The organism is Allorhizobium sp. GW101-3B10 (assembly GCF_059424725.1).
In genome coordinates, this window is record NZ_JBWKZR010000001.1 from 1,057,304 (window position 1) to 1,072,759 (window position 15,456).

The 15,456-nt window shown below is 56.6% G+C and carries 16 protein-coding genes; 7 read left to right on the top strand and 9 right to left on the bottom strand.

What is annotated here, in order from left to right; genetic code table 11:
* Positions 1–64 precede the first annotated feature (64 nt).
* The 3 genes from AC07Y0_RS05065 (at position 65) to AC07Y0_RS05075 (ending at position 3,647) form a co-directional block, all read left to right on the top strand.
* Positions 65–346, top strand: a complete 282-nt coding sequence (locus AC07Y0_RS05065) for a helix-turn-helix transcriptional regulator (protein WP_498675125.1) — start codon at positions 65–67, stop codon at positions 344–346.
* A gap of 195 nt (positions 347–541) precedes the next feature.
* The gene (locus AC07Y0_RS05070; protein ID WP_498675127.1) at positions 542–2,515 is read left to right on the top strand and encodes a hypothetical protein; all 1,974 of its coding nucleotides are present in this window, start codon (positions 542–544) and stop codon (positions 2,513–2,515) included.
* Positions 2,516–2,525: 10 nt separating this feature from the next.
* Positions 2,526–3,647: a protein NO VEIN domain-containing protein gene (locus AC07Y0_RS05075; protein ID WP_498675130.1), complete on the top strand. Its 1,122-nt coding sequence runs from the start codon at positions 2,526–2,528 to the stop codon at positions 3,645–3,647.
* On the opposite strand, the gene AC07Y0_RS05080 is transcribed toward AC07Y0_RS05075, so the two are convergent.
* The 3 genes from AC07Y0_RS05080 to AC07Y0_RS05090 are packed head-to-tail and all read right to left on the bottom strand — an operon-like array spanning position 3,648 to position 5,789.
* Complete coding sequence (locus AC07Y0_RS05080; RefSeq protein WP_498675133.1) at positions 3,648–5,111, bottom strand: DNA cytosine methyltransferase; 1,464 nt, start codon at positions 5,109–5,111, stop codon at positions 3,648–3,650.
* Entirely contained in the window at positions 5,104–5,532 is a 429-nt protein-coding gene (locus AC07Y0_RS05085; RefSeq protein ID WP_498675134.1) for a very short patch repair endonuclease, read from the bottom strand. The genes AC07Y0_RS05080 and AC07Y0_RS05085 overlap by 8 nt, the downstream gene beginning before the upstream one ends.
* Before the next feature lie 23 nt (positions 5,533–5,555).
* Positions 5,556–5,789 (bottom strand): type II toxin-antitoxin system Y4mF family antitoxin, encoded by a 234-nt coding sequence (locus AC07Y0_RS05090; protein ID WP_498675136.1) that lies wholly within the window; start codon positions 5,787–5,789, stop codon positions 5,556–5,558.
* A 399-nt stretch (positions 5,790–6,188) separates the two neighbouring features.
* Here AC07Y0_RS05090 and AC07Y0_RS05095 point away from each other — a divergent pair, with 399 nt between their 5' ends.
* Positions 6,189–7,121 carry a hypothetical protein gene (locus AC07Y0_RS05095; RefSeq protein WP_498675140.1) on the top strand — a complete coding sequence of 311 codons (933 nt, stop codon included), beginning with the start codon at positions 6,189–6,191 and terminating at the stop codon, positions 7,119–7,121.
* Positions 7,122–7,213: 92 nt separating this feature from the next.
* Here AC07Y0_RS05095 and AC07Y0_RS05100 read toward each other — a convergent pair whose 3' ends face one another.
* The 3 genes from AC07Y0_RS05100 to AC07Y0_RS05110 form a co-directional block, all read right to left on the bottom strand.
* Positions 7,214–9,064 carry a type IV secretory system conjugative DNA transfer family protein gene (locus AC07Y0_RS05100; protein ID WP_498675142.1) on the bottom strand — a complete coding sequence of 617 codons (1,851 nt, stop codon included), beginning with the start codon at positions 9,062–9,064 and terminating at the stop codon, positions 7,214–7,216.
* A 67-nt stretch (positions 9,065–9,131) separates the two neighbouring features.
* A complete protein-coding gene (locus tag AC07Y0_RS05105) occupies positions 9,132–9,464 on the bottom strand; it encodes a hypothetical protein (protein WP_498680333.1) in 333 nt (110 codons plus the stop codon).
* A gap of 3 nt (positions 9,465–9,467) precedes the next feature.
* Positions 9,468–9,941 (bottom strand): hypothetical protein, encoded by a 474-nt coding sequence (locus tag AC07Y0_RS05110; RefSeq protein ID WP_498680334.1) that lies wholly within the window; start codon positions 9,939–9,941, stop codon positions 9,468–9,470.
* A gap of 193 nt (positions 9,942–10,134) precedes the next feature.
* Here AC07Y0_RS05110 and AC07Y0_RS05115 point away from each other — a divergent pair, with 193 nt between their 5' ends.
* Positions 10,135–10,830, top strand: coding sequence for a hypothetical protein (locus AC07Y0_RS05115; protein WP_498680335.1), 696 nt, complete (start codon positions 10,135–10,137; stop codon positions 10,828–10,830).
* Here the strand turns inward: AC07Y0_RS05115 and AC07Y0_RS05120 are convergent.
* The 3 genes from AC07Y0_RS05120 to AC07Y0_RS05130 form a co-directional block, all read right to left on the bottom strand.
* Positions 10,713–11,048 (bottom strand): MobC family plasmid mobilization relaxosome protein, encoded by a 336-nt coding sequence (locus AC07Y0_RS05120; protein ID WP_498675143.1) that lies wholly within the window; start codon positions 11,046–11,048, stop codon positions 10,713–10,715. The two genes, AC07Y0_RS05115 and AC07Y0_RS05120, sit on opposite strands and share 118 nt — an antisense overlap.
* A gap of 144 nt (positions 11,049–11,192) precedes the next feature.
* Positions 11,193–11,954: a helix-turn-helix domain-containing protein gene (locus AC07Y0_RS05125; protein ID WP_498675145.1), complete on the bottom strand. Its 762-nt coding sequence runs from the start codon at positions 11,952–11,954 to the stop codon at positions 11,193–11,195.
* 294 nt (positions 11,955–12,248) lie between these two features.
* Positions 12,249–12,470: a helix-turn-helix transcriptional regulator gene (locus AC07Y0_RS05130; RefSeq protein WP_498675147.1), complete on the bottom strand. Its 222-nt coding sequence runs from the start codon at positions 12,468–12,470 to the stop codon at positions 12,249–12,251.
* 431 nt (positions 12,471–12,901) lie between these two features.
* Between AC07Y0_RS05130 and AC07Y0_RS05135 the strand changes: the two genes are divergently transcribed.
* Together AC07Y0_RS05135 and AC07Y0_RS05140 are read left to right on the top strand one after the other, a co-directional pair.
* Positions 12,902–13,810 carry a tyrosine-type recombinase/integrase gene (locus AC07Y0_RS05135; protein WP_498675149.1) on the top strand — a complete coding sequence of 303 codons (909 nt, stop codon included), beginning with the start codon at positions 12,902–12,904 and terminating at the stop codon, positions 13,808–13,810.
* A 3-nt stretch (positions 13,811–13,813) separates the two neighbouring features.
* Positions 13,814–15,007 carry an IS91 family transposase gene (locus tag AC07Y0_RS05140; RefSeq protein ID WP_498675150.1) on the top strand — a complete coding sequence of 398 codons (1,194 nt, stop codon included), beginning with the start codon at positions 13,814–13,816 and terminating at the stop codon, positions 15,005–15,007.
* The last annotated feature ends 449 nt before the right edge of the window (positions 15,008–15,456 follow it).

The window sequence follows — 15,456 nt, forward strand, 5'->3', positions numbered from 1 at the left end:
GTTCGAGAAGGACGTTCCTGAGATCAGGCGTGGGCACGCTGGAGATACAAGAGGCAGTGGAAGCATGGTACGCTGGAAGAAGCCGACGAAAGACGAAATCCTGGAGAACCGGCGAGCCTTGGCCGACAGGGCGCGCCACGCTGAATTGGTGTTACCGGATGCCGTTTCGGAAATCCGCCGAGGTATCGGGATGACACAGGAAGAGTTTGCCAAGACATTGGGGCTCACACGGCGTCAAGTGGCAGAAATCGAAGTAGGTGCGTCAAATCCAACGCTGAAAACGCTGCAAAAAATCGGTAGGTTGTTTGGCTTCAAAGTTGGTTTTGTGCAGAAGCAGATTGGATGAGTGATTACTGAACGGTGTATCTCCCGCCACCCGAATCGCCCTGATTGCGGTCAGCCGAGCGTTCGGTTTCGGGTGTGGATACGATAGGTTGATTAAGTTATATCACCATAGACTCACAGTTAGGCAGCATTGAGCGCTATCGAATTGCCAACCGCTCGTTGGCTGAACGTACCATATTGTGCAGAGGGGACCATTTTGGATCAGCAAACAGAACTTCAGCCCTGGGACCCTCTGGATATAGCGAACCGAAGTGACCTGGAAATACTAACGGCCGCAAAGAAAAGAGAAATAAAAAATATCCTGAAGTCTTACGTCGGAACTTATGATCCGATGTCTGAATTAATTCAGAATGCAATGGACGCTGTGGAAAAGCGGCAAGATACTGATGAAAGCTTTGTGCCGAAGCTGGATATTGTAATCAACCTAAAGGAAAATTCTTTCCAGGTTGTTGACAATGGCACAGGCTTTGACCGCGAACAGTTCCGGGCGTTCATGGCTCCAAATATCTCCTTCAAGAAAGAGGCTACGAGCCGTGGCAACAAGGGAGTTGGAGCAACCTACATCGCATACGGTTTCAACGAACTCGAGATTCGGACTAAGAACCCAAATTTCCATTTCTCGGGTCGTTTTCGGAATGGCCGAGACTGGGTCGAAGACTCGTCTGGCACGGTGCATCGCCCCCAGGTTTCACCAATTGCCTCTGCAGAGGCGCGCTTTGACGCCCTAAACCAAGGGACTAGCTTTAAGATCACGTTTGGCGGAAAAAACACCCGCCCGTCAAACCTATCATGGTATCAGGCCACCACACCGGAGCAGTGGTTATATCTACTTCTGGTAAAGACTCCGCTGGGACATATCAACATTGAAGATGGCGCGGCCAGTTTAATCAGCTTCGATCTCACAGTTGTAGATGCCGCCGGCGTATCGAATGTTTCGATCGACTGCAAGGCAAAGTACAAATATCCTCATGAAGAAATCAAGGCAAGCCAGAGACTTAGTGTCGTCATCGGTGCCCAAAAAGCGGCCATAGACGCCGGAAAAGACCCAAATCGAGCGATTGAGAAGTATCGCAATTCGAATGGGTTATTTGATTGGTTTACGCCTGCTGAATTGCTCGCTCAAATGCGCAATCTTACGGAAGATGAGAAAAACAATATAATTTCTCATTCGATTTCTGCATACGGATACTTTGCTTATTCGACAGCGATTTGGGACCAGCTCAACGATGTCAAAGCAAAGCTAAGGAAAAACTATAGAATTCTCCGGGGCGGCCTTCAAATGGCCAACAATCACATGGCCCAGGGTGATTTGATCACGATCCCCCTCACCAAAAGTATAGGGCATCAAAATCAGACACATGTGATCGTACATTTCTCGGGAGCTGAGCCCGACCTGGGGCGAAAGGGCTTTCAACCGGAGTTGAGGACTCTCGCCGAAAAGATTGCAGTTTTCATCGTGGGCCATCTTGCTGGTAGGCGAGACCTTCTAAAGGGTGACAGCGGAGAGGAGCCGGATATTGGGCGCGAGATTCACTTGCATGACTGGCTTCGCGAGCAGGAAAAGCATGAAGATGATCATCCTCTCCTTTTGAAAAATGATAACTTTTTCTTGCCCACGCGGAAGATTTCTGTGCAATCGGAGCCATTGTCGGAGCAAGATGTAATCGTTCTGTTCAATCAGTTACTTGCCGGCGGCGTTATCAGAGGGGTGAGGCTTTTGGCGACGTCTCAGGTCGCGCAGTATGACGGTGTGCTAAGGTTTGTGGCCGAGGAACCTATGGAACATTTGGTCTTCGACGAAGTGACAAACCCTCTTGGTGTATATGCCGAACAGCTGCAAAAGGCCTATGTTGGCCATCCTCAAATACTTGAATATAAATTCTCTCTCGATGGTCTGATCAGAGAGTTTGAAAGCGGCGTCAAAAAGCAAAAGGACGTTGCTTTGGCTGTCTTTTGGGACATGGGCACGGAGTACAAGAAAGACTATACAGTTCTTTCATTGTTGGATTTCGATCACATACACCATCGTCCGCATCATGGCTTGACTCATGTCGTCCGCTCCGCAAACACAACTTTCTATGCGATTTGCCTGAAAGAATTGATTGCGCTTTTGAACGATCAAGCTGGTGCACAGGCTTATCAACGCCAAGCGTATGGCGACGACATTTAGGTGAATTTAAATGACTTTTGCAGTTAAGCGCCTTCGTAAATCTGACTTAACCTTCTTTGATGTTCAGTTTCGACGTTTGAAATCGGGAAATCAAAAGGCCATAAACCTTAATCGAGACGTATTTATTGATTTGTTGTTCCCGCTCGCCCCGGCAAGATCAGCGGGTGCGCCACTACGATTTCCGTGTGAAATAAGGATATTTGGTCCGGGCCTTATTAGCCCACCGAGAACAGTAATGCGGAAGGTCATTGCGGCTGGTGGCACTCAAAAGAATTGGCGCTTGAATGGAGAAACCGTCACGGCGGACCAGGATGCGCCGAGACCCGATCGCTATGACAACTTGCAGGAAAACGATCTCGCGCTTTTCCGTTTCGAAGGAGCCGAAGTACCCCAAGCTATCGACATTTTGCTTGTCTCAGGCGTCGATAGTGAAGAAGTTCACCTCTTCGAGTCCCTGGACGGTATTCTCGGCTCAGCAAGAATGAGGATGTTAACAGAGGCGGACTTGTTGCCGCTTTTGGATTTTTGCGCGGAAAACCACCCGATCCGCGAGCTTATCGATCCAGAGCTCGACCAAGTTCTTATAGAGGCTGTTCAAGGCTCGGCCGCGGCTCTCGCAGTGGTGCGAAAACGAGGAATCCGCCGGACGTCACATGATTCGCTTGCTGAAGCAAAGGCAACCGCCGAGCGAATAGGGCGTGATGGAGAAACGCTCGTTGCCGCCTATCTACATGGACAAATTGCGGAGCAGAAAATTAGCCAAGCGATTTGGGAATCTGAAACGAACGCCACACATCCGTTTGATTTTACGGTCTACCAAGGCACAGAGCCTCTGAAAGTAGAAGTAAAATCCACCACCGGCGAACATAGCCGTACAATGATGTTTTCCCAGGCAGAGATTGAACACGCTGCTGGAGATGAGAATTTCGAAGTATGGCGTGTTTCAAATTTATCTGCTGAAGGTGGCTTGATACGTAGAACGAAAGGTCTCCCTGACTTGGCAAGGCGAATCCTTGCGTCAATGCAGCCGGTGCCCGGAGTATCACCTACGGGGTGGACGATTGCGCCCTCTTCGCTGGAACCATGGTCAGAATCCGTCACGGCCTCGTACCAAGACGAGCCAGATGAATAGTTATTCGGCAGCCTCAAGATTTGAACGGGCTGCTGGCAGCGCAAGTCTGATTTGAGCTGCCAGCCGTTGCGCCATAAGCGGTGGAACCGCGTTACCAATTTGGCGGTATGCTGCATTCATGGCTCCGCAGAATCTAAAGCCATCTGGGAATGACTGAAGCCGAGCAGCCTCCCGAACTGAAATAACTCGCGCTTGGGCACTATCATAATGAATATGCGAATAGGTATCTTTGCCTATGTGCGCAAGAAGCGTCCGGGAGGGCGCTTCTGGTCGGAGCTTCCACCAGCGATTTGGGAAGTTGTGAACTGGGTATGGAGGAACCATAGCCCGTTTGAGTTTTTCTTTATCAGCCTCCGAAAGCGTGATGCCGTCAGCCTCTCGCCTTTCAACTTCAGCTTCGAATAAGGCCACCGCCGTCGCGTGAGCGGCCGGATATTCACCACCGTTGGGCATCTTCCTGAAAATATCGATGTCGCGGGGCAAGTTTCTAATTACGTGGTCTGTCAGCCCCTCGGCAGGGGCCTCGAATCCCTTCCATGAGCGCATTTGTTTGGCATACTCGGAAAGTACTCGAACTTTTGGATAGGAAAGAGCTTGATCGAGGCGCTTCATTCCTCGTCTCAGCTTACCCTCAAGATGCAGTGTAATAGTTGGTAGATCGCCGATCGCTTCCACTGCCGTAACTGGCATTGGTAAATGCTGGTCGCCATGGTCTGCTTCTACAAATGATCCCTTAAACAGAGGGTCGATATTCTTGAAGGCAACGGCTCGGGTCCCTGCGTAGCCGGATGGGAGAGTGAAATGCCGGACCGCCGGCGGGAATTCCAGAGCGTCTTTCACGGATCGATGTACGGCCATCAGGAAGACACGGTCTCGCATCTGTGGAACGCCGTGAAATGCGGTGTTGATCAACGAATAACGTGCCTCATATCCAAGTCCCGAAAGGACTTCGGCTATTTCCGCCATTACATTATGGCCGCCGTAATTTAGGGCGTCAGGAACGTTTTCCACCAGCACCGCCAGCGGCTCCGTTGCCCGCACGAAGTGCAAGTAACGCAGATATAAGTTGCCGCGCGGGTCAACCTTGAATGCCTCCGGGTGCTCGGATATCTCGCGCAGCTTGGCACGCCCAACACGGGCGTACGCCTGACATGGCGGTCCGCCAACTACGACGTCAAACGCTTCAGCTGCGTCACCCAGCCCCAGCTCATCAGTCAGGTCCTGCGGCTCCAATTGTGTGATGTCCCGAGCCTTTGAATGCGCTGGGTCACCGCCATGAAAGTTCAATGCGTGCGATGCAGCGGCCGTCGAATCGATCTCAACGGCTGCATCAATTCGAAAACCCGCAGCTTGAAAACCAAGAGAGATACCGCCACAACCAGCGAATAGGTCGAGAACTCTTGGCTGCTCTCCTGCTGAGAGACGCGCAATTTTCCGTTGCATCGCCGTTGTTGGTTTATCCATCACACCCGCCATCTGACGCCAAAAAATTCAGAATCGCTTTTTGGACTTGATCCTTATCCTTAGTCGAACATTCCCATATGACCAAGACGCGCCAACCAGCGTCTTGCAGGGCGTGAACAGCCTTCTCATCCCGTAGCATGTTCTGAGCAAATTTCTTCTCCCAAAAATCTGTCCGGGATTTTGGTGTGTAGGCATATTTGCATCCGACATGCCGGTGCCAGAAACAGCCATGAACGAAGATTGCCGTCTTGAACTTCGGAAGAACAATGTCCGGTGAACCCGGTAGCTCCTTCCGGTGGAGGCGAAAACGATAACCGAGCCGGTGCAATGCCCTGCGAACTATCAGTTCAGGTTGGGTATTCTGGCTTTTGATAGCGGCCATATTCTGGGAGCGGCGTTGGGTGTCAAGTCGGTCGGCCAATTGTCCCTCCGTCGTGCTTGGCTCTATGAGCGTTTGCGTTCACCAGGCACGAGAATGTCGACTGAACAGCCAAGCGTCTGTAGGACCTGCAGGACTTTTCCAATCTGGGCTGTTGGCTTACCTGCTTCGAGATCCACAATGAACCGGACCCCAACGCCAGAGACCCCGGCGAGTTCGTCCTGCCGCAAGTTTTGCTCTTTGCGTTCTCTCCTGATCAATAAACCGATATCGGCCGGAGTTTTTACTTGTTTCATCAACTTCACTTTCCCGATCGGGAAAATAGTAGGGTACCAGCCCATTTGTCGAGAAAAATATCCCGATCGGGAATTCCAATGGGTACCGATGCGGCGATGCGAGCTTTGGCAGGTTAGGATGAACTACCCTGATGGTGAGTGCCAAGCTACCAAGTTTATCGCGTGCGGATACGATATGCCGCAAGGGCGGGAACGCGCCGAAATTACGACCAATTTATTATGTGCGTCATTGACTTGGTAGACGTTTTGAAGAGATGGGACGCCAACTGCAAATCAACGCTGGACCGATATTGCAAACGACGTCCTGAGAAACATTTGAATAGCCAGCCTAGGTAGCAAAAATTGTATTTTTTTAATTTAGTGTGCTGAAGCTGTATTGGCCACACATAAGCAGAGGTGAAAATGAGCGAAAGTTTGAGACGAAGGGCAGGCTTTAAGAAGCATCCCCATCAGGACTGGGTTGGACGGAAAGGCGAAGGCTCTTTCGACATACTTTTGGAGAAAGGGGATAAGACACCTAGCTGGATTGCAGATACAACCAGGAAGATCCCCGAGTGGCGAAGAGATGTGAAGGATGTCTATCTACGATGGGCAATCACCATTAATGCTATGCACGTTGCGCGCGATCGGTATCGATCGCACCCAGAACTAGGCCTGGAGACAAAAACATTCCGAGCTCCGGATGGGCAGGCAAAAATCGTGGTGCTGGAAACCTGGACTGCTGCGGACACGGCCCGAAACTATGAGCTTTCAATGCCTTCTCTTTCGGCCTTCGCATTGACTGATCTATATGGGCTTCTGGAAGAAATTATCTTTGAGATGTACCTGATTTACCTCAACGATGATCCATCAGATCTGATTAAGGGAGAGGAATTTCGCGAGCTCAAACGTTTGTATCGCCGAAAAGATCAGGGACGAGATGCTGCGGCTGAATGGGAGACAGCTTGGGCTTCTCGCCTACAGAAGTGGCAAAGGAAGCGAATCTACGACGGCCTACATGACGTTTTCAAAGCCTACTTTCAGAATACTGGTTTAAAGAGGCCATCAGGCTTCAAAAAGAGCGATATTTCTGACTGGGCTCGCGTGATAGAGGCTATTGGAGAAGTGCGTAACCTGATTGTTCACGGTGTCGGCACAGTCTCCGACAAGCTAGCAGATATTACCGCTACGCTCATCACTGACGTATTCAAATTCGAGAGGGGGCAGGAGCTTAACGTTCGACTTGAGCATTTGATGTTCATCGAGTGCTTTTGCGATCAGTTCTTCAACGCCCTGAACACCTCCCTTGTGGAGAAAGTTCACGGGGACTTGGACAAGCTATCCCGCGCCAGATGACCCGATCCGACGAACAATCGCGTTCCGTGCCCTGTAGATTGCCGCCTTTGAGTTCCAATAGCCAATGTCCGACTGCGGAATGTACAAGTAAATTACAACATTGGATTTCGGTCCAGCGTTCCCCGATATGCCGGATGCCGGTGCGAAACGATCGCCTCAATCAACGCGGGAGGTTTCGAGCCCGTCAATAGCAGCATCTTGCCGGTCTTCATTTCCAGGATCTGATCAGCGGTCATGAGCTTCTGGCGCTGTTCGGCGGTGGAGGTCTTGCAGCTTTCGCCGAACTTCGCGGACGATTGCTTGGTGCGTGTCAGAACCGTCTGATCGCCCAGCGCATTGGCTGCCCAATTGGCGGTTTCGAACTCGGCGCGGCCGAGGCCGAAAATCCGCGTGGTGACGCAGGAGCCGAGAATGCTGGCGGTGTCGCCCTTGCCATAGACGCTTTCGATCTGCCCCTTGTCCTGGGTAATGAATAGCGCCTCGATGCCGCAGCCGGCGGCGACGTTGGCAATGTTGATCAGCTTTTCCATCCGGCCGAGACGGACAAACTCGTCCAAGACTAGCAACACGTTCTTTTTCGGCTTCTTGGCACCCTCCAGGCGCACGGCCATGCCGAGAATGATGTTTGTGAGCAGCCGGAGAAAGACGGCCTGGGCGTCCACCTGGTCGAGAGGCACGACCATGAAGAGATCGGCGCGGCCCTCGAACAGGTCTTCGAGCGAGCATGTGGAGGTGCTGAGAAAGGCGCGCAATTCGTCGGAACGCGCCCAATCGTAAGCCTTCTTGATCGTTGTCTTGATCGCGCCGCGCTCGTTCTCGCCGGCTGCAAGGAAGGTGGCAGCGGCGGCCGCTGGGCGGGTGCCGAATGTCTCTGGCGCTCCGGCCCATTCCGTCAGTGTCTTTTCAAAGCCGGTGGAAAACAACAGGTCCATGACGGTGATCAGGTTGCGATCGGCTTCCGCGCGCGTGGTCATGACGATCTCGATTACGGCGGCAATCATGGATTTCGCCATTTCGGCGAAGTGCGCACCGTTTCCACCTTCCGGTCGAACAAGCCCCTCGGCAATGACCTCGATGTCGCGGACGAGGTGCGCTTGCCTGATATAGTCGAGTGGGTTGAAACGATCCTTCGACGGCTCGATGACGCCGAAGGGGTTGAGAACCACGACCTGACGGCCGAGCGACTGCCGATATCGGCGCGTCACGGCGAAGTTCTCGCCCTTGATGTCCAGGACCGCGACCGGCCCGTCATGGTCGATGATGGCAGGAATGACGACGGACACCCCTTTCCCGGCGCGGGTGCCGGCGATGGCGACATGGTGACCGGCGCGCCATCCGGTTTTCGGGTTGGGGCAATAGCGCAGCATGGCGCCGCTGGAGAGACCGAGCGGCAAGCCGGTACCGTTGTGGCGGAGCTGGCGCAACTCCTGACGGTTCATCCACCGGGCGCGCCATGGGCCTTGTTTGGAGATACGGCTGGATGATACTGGGGCGGCAATCGAAATCCCCCACAGAATCAGGAACAGCGGCACAGGCAGGCCGATGGCGAGGCTGGTTTGCACGCCAAGCTTTTGCGCCTCTGTGAAGCGGTCCCATGTCGAAACCATCCCCTGGACGCTCTCGATTCCGGAATAGCCGGCATTTCGCCAAGCTTTGAAGCTGTCGAGCAGAACGCCTGCCGCAATGGTGGGGTCGGTAAGGGCGAGAGCAGACGCGGCAAGGAGGGCAGCCCCCACAGCTAAGCCCGACGCGCTGCGGATGCGGCCCTGGGTGTCTCCCGCCAAGGTCAGCAGCGCAAACCCGCAAAACATGACCAGGATCGCGGCGCGGGAATTTTGGTAGATGGGTGGCCAGAACAAGGGCGCGGTTTCCATCAGCAGGAAACCGGCCGCCACGACGGCGATGGAAAGGGCATAACGATAGGGCGGAATAATCAAATTCATTGATCGAGACTCCAGACGGAAATGAAAAATCAGATGCGGCCGCGACCGGGCGCGGGTGATCGGGTTGTCACGTCGGCGGCGCGACCGTCTCCAGCATCGCTTCGGCCTGCTCCAGCAGGGCGAACGCTTCGGCCAGCTCGGTCGACGCTGTGTCGCTGGAAGGATTGCCGGAGGCGAGCCAGGCGTTCATGAAGGTAGCCTGTGACGCGATGAGCGATTTCAGCGATCCTTCCAAAGCTGCTTGCCGATTTTCGATCATGTCGGTCGAGCGTTTCTCCAGCGCCTCGAACTGCGCGGTCCCGCTCTGCAATGTGTTCACCAAGGTCTCGACGTAGCCCAGCAATTCGCGCTCCAGCGGCGACAAGCTCTCGGGCATCGGTGGTCTGGTGGGTGTGGTCATCGGTCAATCTCCCTGGACGATCTTCAGGCATGGCGCTTTGTCGCTCCCGGCCTGGCAGGTGATCAGCTGAAGGCGGTTGACGTCCCATGTAAGGACCTTGCCGTTGCTGGTCTGGTTGATCTGCAAGCCCATTTGCCAGAGGCTGGCGCTCTGGGCGCGGTCGATCATCAGGCCCGCCCAAAACCAGCTCGCGGTGAAGCTCAACAGGACGATCAGCAACGTCACCGCGCCCATGGTCAGGAAGAACGGCTGTACCATCGCCCGGAGCCGGTTCACGTCCGCCTCGGTCATCGCCAGTGCCTCGCTCAAATTCCGGCGGTTCGCGTCCGTGAAGTTGCGGATATCGGTCTCGATTGTAGCTTGCGCGCGCTTCAAGGCTTCGCTCCAATCGGTCTCGAAGCTCGTTGAGGTCGATGGCGTCGAGCCGGCTTCCGGAGCGGCTGGGCTCGCCAGTCGATCTTTCAAGCGCTCGCTCAAGGGTATTCTCTCGGGTCCAGTCTTCACGGAACAGGTCTCCTTTCAGGCGCCAGCGCTCGTCCGTCTCCGGATCGCGCACGGTGATGTAGTTTTTGCCGGCGCGCGGCAGGTCGAAACCTGCCGCCGTCAAAGCCTCGGTCATGCTCGGGCGGTCGCGGATGTCGCCGGTCTCGATGCGCTGGACGATCCAGTCATGGATCAACTCACGGGCATCGCCGCGCCTGACGCTCTCGATGAGGCTGACGGTCTCGCGGGCACGCTCCGGCGCCATCGGATCGTTCCAACCGTGTTCCTTGTTCAGGACGTCGCGCAAGGCGTCGTAATGTTTCTGGTAGCCGGGTGGTGCGATGTTGAGACTGCGCCCGCTCGCAAGCTCCATGCGCGGCGTCACGAAATGCAGTTCGACGCGGCCCTCGTGGGTATGGCGGACCCAGAGCATATCGCGCTGGTCGGCTTCGAGACCGGCAAAGGCAAGGCTCTCGAAGGCGTCCATCACCTGTCGTTGCTGGGCAGGGTTCGGCGCGTCCTCTGCGGTGAAGGCGATGACGCCGGCGCGATAGGTCCACTGGTGCGGGCAGACGTCGATCAGCGCGCGCATGCGGTCTGCATCGCCGCGCAGCACTTCCGGCAGGGGCTCGCGGGCAAACAGCATGATCTCGCCGCGCTCGTCGCGGATCGCGTTGCGGTTCTGGTCGTAAGCGACGACGTCGCGCTCGACCAGGTAGTCAACCGGTCCCGATCCGCCGCCCTGGCCGTTGCGGAAGAACTTGATCAGCACGGCGCGCTATCCTTTGCCGTGAACTGCTCAAGAGTTTCCGAAAGCGCCCGCTCGATGGCGACCAGGCGGGCGGCAACCGTGATTGTGTCGATGGCGGATACCTGGCCCTGAGCCTGGGCCGTGTTCAGCCATCGGGCGATCTGGTTGAGGTTGCCGCCGATCCGCGCGACGGCGCGCACCAGCTTCGGGTCCACCTTGGGAACCGGACGGCGGCGGCGCGCCTCGGTGAGGCCAAGCGCTTCCCGCATCAACGTGGCGAAGGGCAGACCGGCCCGCGCCGCACGTGCGGTCAGCGCCTGCTTTTCCGATGCCGTGCAGCGGAAAACCACGACGGCATTGAGTTCGCCTTTGGGCGGTCGCCGCGTGCTCTTGGTGGGGTTTGAAGGGGAGGCTTGCCTCCCCTCACAAGGCTCCCTGTCAGAAGGCTCGCCGTATGACAGGGGTCGGCCTTGCTCCCTTCAGATCGCCGGCCGTCATGACGCCCTCCGTAGGTCGGTTTGTCGGGCGGTGTCGGCGGCGATGTGGTCTCGGCGGCGGCTGAAGAAAGCGATCCAATCCAGCGCACTGGGGCTCGTCTCGTCCGGTGGCCAATAGCTGGGCAGGGCATAGCCGGGCTTTCCGTTTTTCACCGTCCGCATGCCTAAGGCATCGATCGAAGGAAAGCCGTGACGTCGCAACCAGGTGCGCCATTGCTCGACCTGATCCGCCTTGGTCTCGGCCACGAAGACGAGCGGGACGGCTCGCCGCGTCTCGACGCGCGGCGGGGCGTCCTCGCGCGGGTTAGGTTTATATATTTCTTCTTTCTCTAAGTTTGGTGGACATATTTGTCCCCCTTCGCCGGACACATCTGACCGCCTTTCCGGACGATTTTGACCGCCTTTGTCAGGGTAAAGGGTGACAACTTTGTCCGTCTTTTCCCGGGCGTCCGATGCGCGTAAAATCGATGCCGCTGAGGGACGATATTCTGTGTTGTGCCCGACGCCATTTCCGCGCTGGACCTCGAACCATCCTTTGATCTCAAGTTCACGGACGGCGCGCTGAATGGTCTTGACGCTCTTGCCGGTCGCGTCGGCAATCGTTTGATAGGACGGCCACGCCTTTTCGGTGTGGCCGTTCAAATGCGTGGTGATGATGTAGAGCGCCACGGATCGCGCGTTGTCGCTCAAATCCTTGTCGCAGCTCAATTGCTGAAGCCATTGCAGCTTCACGTCCCGAAACGGTCGCGCCCCGCTCATGCGCGCCTCCCTGGTCGCAACACGACCGGGAAAGAAGGGGCGGAAACGGCCGGAAAAAGTGGGACGGCGGCTTTACTAAGCCATTGATTTTTATAAAATGGGGTCTTCGTCCCACACGGGGTTAAGCTGCTGATTTTCTTGGAATTCGGCAGGCCCTCCGGGCCCACCAAATTTTCAAGCGGTTAAGCGTTTCCGCAGCTTCCGTGTTCAATTTTGGCAACATTTTTGACAACGCCAACTCAGCTTCATAGGTGCCGGCCCACGCGACGCGGGCCGGATAGCTTTAGCTTTCGCTCAGGGATTCGTCGGGCAGTTGACGATGTAGTGGTCAACTTCATCGGCATCCCACGCGATGCGACGGTACGAAATCCGGATCGGGGCTGGAAACTTTTCCTTCTTCACCATCCTGTTGATGGTGCTCCGAGAGAGGGTGGTATTGCGGAAAACTTCTCGCGGCGTGTACAGCCGCTTTTTTAATGTAGGCATCTGCACTTCTCCATCGTTTGCTTTCATCATGGCATGACGAAATTTAACAGCCGCACGAAATGATGTGCATTAAAGAGTTTACATAATGTAAATCGTAAACAATGGCTAAACTATTGTTGACAATAGATGAGAAATGAATCCTATTCAAACGAATCCTTGCGTTTCGTTGTTGTCGGTAATTGTTGAAGGTGAGAGCTGTATTGAGTCCTTCGGAATCTTCATTTCAGAGGATTTGTGAATTATATTGAATCCGCTGCAAGGTTGTGTGATTTTTCCTCTTTGATCCAGTTTACTGCTATGCGACCATGAGGAATGTCCGTTATGGGGCCGTGGAACGAACCCGCTGCGCGGGAGGGCGTCTACGGCTGAGGTAGAGGGCGCTGGCTGGAGATTGCGCCTGGATTGAACGTCTTCCGGCAAGGGCAGAGCATGACGGGCTTCTTTAACAAAGGAGCCTGATCATGCAGTACCCCCAACCCGACACACCCATCAGCCCGCTGCGCCAGCGGTTGATCGACGACATGAACATGCGACGGTTCTCACGCGAAACGCAGCGCAACTATCTTCGCGACATCGGACGCCTGGCGACCTTCCTCGGGCGGTCACCAGACACGGCGACCGCCGACGATCTGCGCCGGTTCCAGATCGAGCAGCAGAACGATGGCGTTCCCGTTCCGACGATGAACAGCATCGTGTCGGCGTTACGCTTCCTCTTCACCCAGACCCTCGACCGCCCGGACCTGGCGCGCAGGCTCGTCCGGCTGGCGCATCCTCGGAATCTGCCTGTGGTGCTGAGCCGCGACGAGGTTGCCCGGTTGCTCAATGCCACCACCTGCCTCAAGCACCAGGCAGCATTGTCGGTCGCCTATGGCGCCGGCCTCCGTGTTGCGGAGGTGTCGATGCTGAAGGTCGCCGACGTCGACAGCGAGCGGATGCTGCTGCGCGTCGAGCGTGGCAAGGGCGGGCGCTATCGCAATGCCATGCTTTCGGAGGACCTGCTCACCCTGCTGCGCCAGTGGTGGAAGGTGGGGCGGCAGCAGGGTGTGATGCATCGCGACGGCTGGTTATTCCCCGGCCAAAACGCAATGAAGCCGATCAGCACGCGGCAGCTCTATCGCATCGTCGTTGAGGCGGCCCAGGCCGCCGACATCGCCAAGCGGGTCGGGCCGCATACGTTGCGCCATAGCTTCGCCACCCACCTGCTGGAGGACGGCACGGACATTCGGATCATCCAGGTCCTTCTCGGACACGCAAAACTCAACAACACCGCCCTCTACGCAAAGGTGGCGACCAGGACGGTCCGCACAGTTACGAGTCCGCTCGACACGCTCGGTCTGTTCAAGCCGGAAGAGGCCTTCCCCGACGGTTGAGCCTTGCGTGCCTCGATCGAGGTCGCCGACATCTTCCGTGCTGCCGGGGCGGCGTACCGGCGCGCCCATGCAGGGCACCTGAGCCTGCAGCAACTGAAGGTGATGTCGGCGGTTGAGAACTGCCGCACTGCAGCGCTGGGCGGTCACGTCGAGGCCTGCGAGGACTGCGGCCAGTGGCGGATCGCCTACAACTCCTGCCGCAATCGGCACTGCCCAAAGTGCCAGGGCGCGGCGGCACGGACATGGCTTGCCGAACGCGAGGCCGATCTGCTTCCAGTCGGCTACTTCCACGTCGTGTTCACGCTGCCGGCCGAGGTCGCCGACATAGCGTTCCAGAACAAAGCGCTCGTCTACGACCTGCTGTTCAAGGCGGCGTCGGAGACGATGCTGACCATCGCGGCCGATCGCAAGCATCTCGGCGCGCGCATCGGCATCACCGCCGTGCTCCACACCTGGGGATCGGCGATGACGCACCATCCGCATGTGCACATGATCGTGCCTGGCGGTGGCATCGCGCCGGACGGTAGCCGATGGATATCATCGCGCCCGGCTTTCCTGCTTCCTGTACGCGTACTCGGCAAACTGTTTCGACGGCTGTTCCTTGCCCGGCTGGTCGCTCTGCACGATGCCGGGCGGCTCTGCTTCTTTGGCGCACTTGCTCATCTCGCCGAGCGGCAGACATTCTTGCGGCATCTATCGCCGGTCCGAAAGAAACGCTGGGTGGTCTATGCCAAAGCGCCGTTCGCAGGGCCGGAGGCAGTGCTCGCCTACCTGTCCCGCTACACCCACCGGGTCGCAATCTCGAACCGCCGCCTGATCACCTTCGACGAGACTGGCGTCACCTTCCGCTACAAGGACTACCGCCGCGACGTCTGCGACCGACAGCAGATCATGACGCTCGCGGTCGATGAGTTCATCCGCCGCTTCCTGCTCCATGTCTTGCCGCGCGGCTTCCATCGTATCCGGCATTACGGCCTGCTCGCCGGCTCAGCCCGCAAGACCAGCCTCGTGCTCGCTCGCGAACTGCTGCACGTCGCCGTACCGGCCGATGACGACACACCAGGCGAACCGGATGACTTCCGCCCGCCATGCCTCTGCTGCGGCGGACGAATGATCGTCATCGAGGTGTTTGAACGCTGGAGGCAGCCGCGAGGACCACCGGATGCGACGGCGACGAACCGGGAGACAGCTTCATGACCCGGCATGGCATGGTCCAGGCTTCAGCCGCAGGCGCCTCGCCTCCGGCAACCGACCCACGCGCATTCATGGTGATTATCGCCGCCGACAGGGTCGCGACGAGCCGGGCGCCGGGCCGGCTATACCGCGCGGATGCGCAACGAAGCGGCCTGTCCGCATCCATCACCCCACTCTCTGGCTGCGGTCGCGCCACCGCAGACATCAGCCGTAGATCGAAATCTCCATAGCCTCCGACTGTGGTCCGCGGGTTCCTTCCTCGGGGACTTTCGTACGCCTGCCGGCGCCCGAAACTCTTCACGTAAACGGAAGTTCCGCTTGCGGTGTGGCTGGGGAGATAGCGGCCGTTCAGCTTGCACCACCGTCAAGCTTTAAGCCATTTTGACCCGGCGTTGGCGCCGAGCTTCGGCGGCCTCACTGGTGGGCCCATCGTGACCGGGAGCGGCATGATT

What these genes read in the sequence shown, in the direction of transcription:
- AC07Y0_RS05065 (WP_498675125.1), top strand. Translation starts at nt 65, where the DNA reads ATGGTACGCTGGAAGAAGCCGACGAAAGACGAAATCCTGGAGAACCGG.
- AC07Y0_RS05075 (WP_498675130.1), top strand. Translation starts at nt 2,526, where the DNA reads ATGACTTTTGCAGTTAAGCGCCTTCGTAAATCTGACTTAACCTTCTTT.
- AC07Y0_RS05080 (WP_498675133.1), bottom strand. Translation starts at nt 5,111, where the DNA reads ATGGATAAACCAACAACGGCGATGCAACGGAAAATTGCGCGTCTCTCA.
- AC07Y0_RS05095 (WP_498675140.1), top strand. Translation starts at nt 6,189, where the DNA reads ATGAGCGAAAGTTTGAGACGAAGGGCAGGCTTTAAGAAGCATCCCCAT.
- AC07Y0_RS05100 (WP_498675142.1), bottom strand. Translation starts at nt 9,064, where the DNA reads ATGAATTTGATTATTCCGCCCTATCGTTATGCCCTTTCCATCGCCGTC.
- AC07Y0_RS05105 (WP_498680333.1), bottom strand. Translation starts at nt 9,464, where the DNA reads ATGACCACACCCACCAGACCACCGATGCCCGAGAGCTTGTCGCCGCTG.
- AC07Y0_RS05115 (WP_498680335.1), top strand. Translation starts at nt 10,135, where the DNA reads ATGGATCAACTCACGGGCATCGCCGCGCCTGACGCTCTCGATGAGGCT.
- AC07Y0_RS05125 (WP_498675145.1), bottom strand. Translation starts at nt 11,954, where the DNA reads ATGAGCGGGGCGCGACCGTTTCGGGACGTGAAGCTGCAATGGCTTCAG.
- AC07Y0_RS05130 (WP_498675147.1), bottom strand. Translation starts at nt 12,470, where the DNA reads ATGATGAAAGCAAACGATGGAGAAGTGCAGATGCCTACATTAAAAAAG.
- AC07Y0_RS05135 (WP_498675149.1), top strand. Translation starts at nt 12,902, where the DNA reads ATGCAGTACCCCCAACCCGACACACCCATCAGCCCGCTGCGCCAGCGG.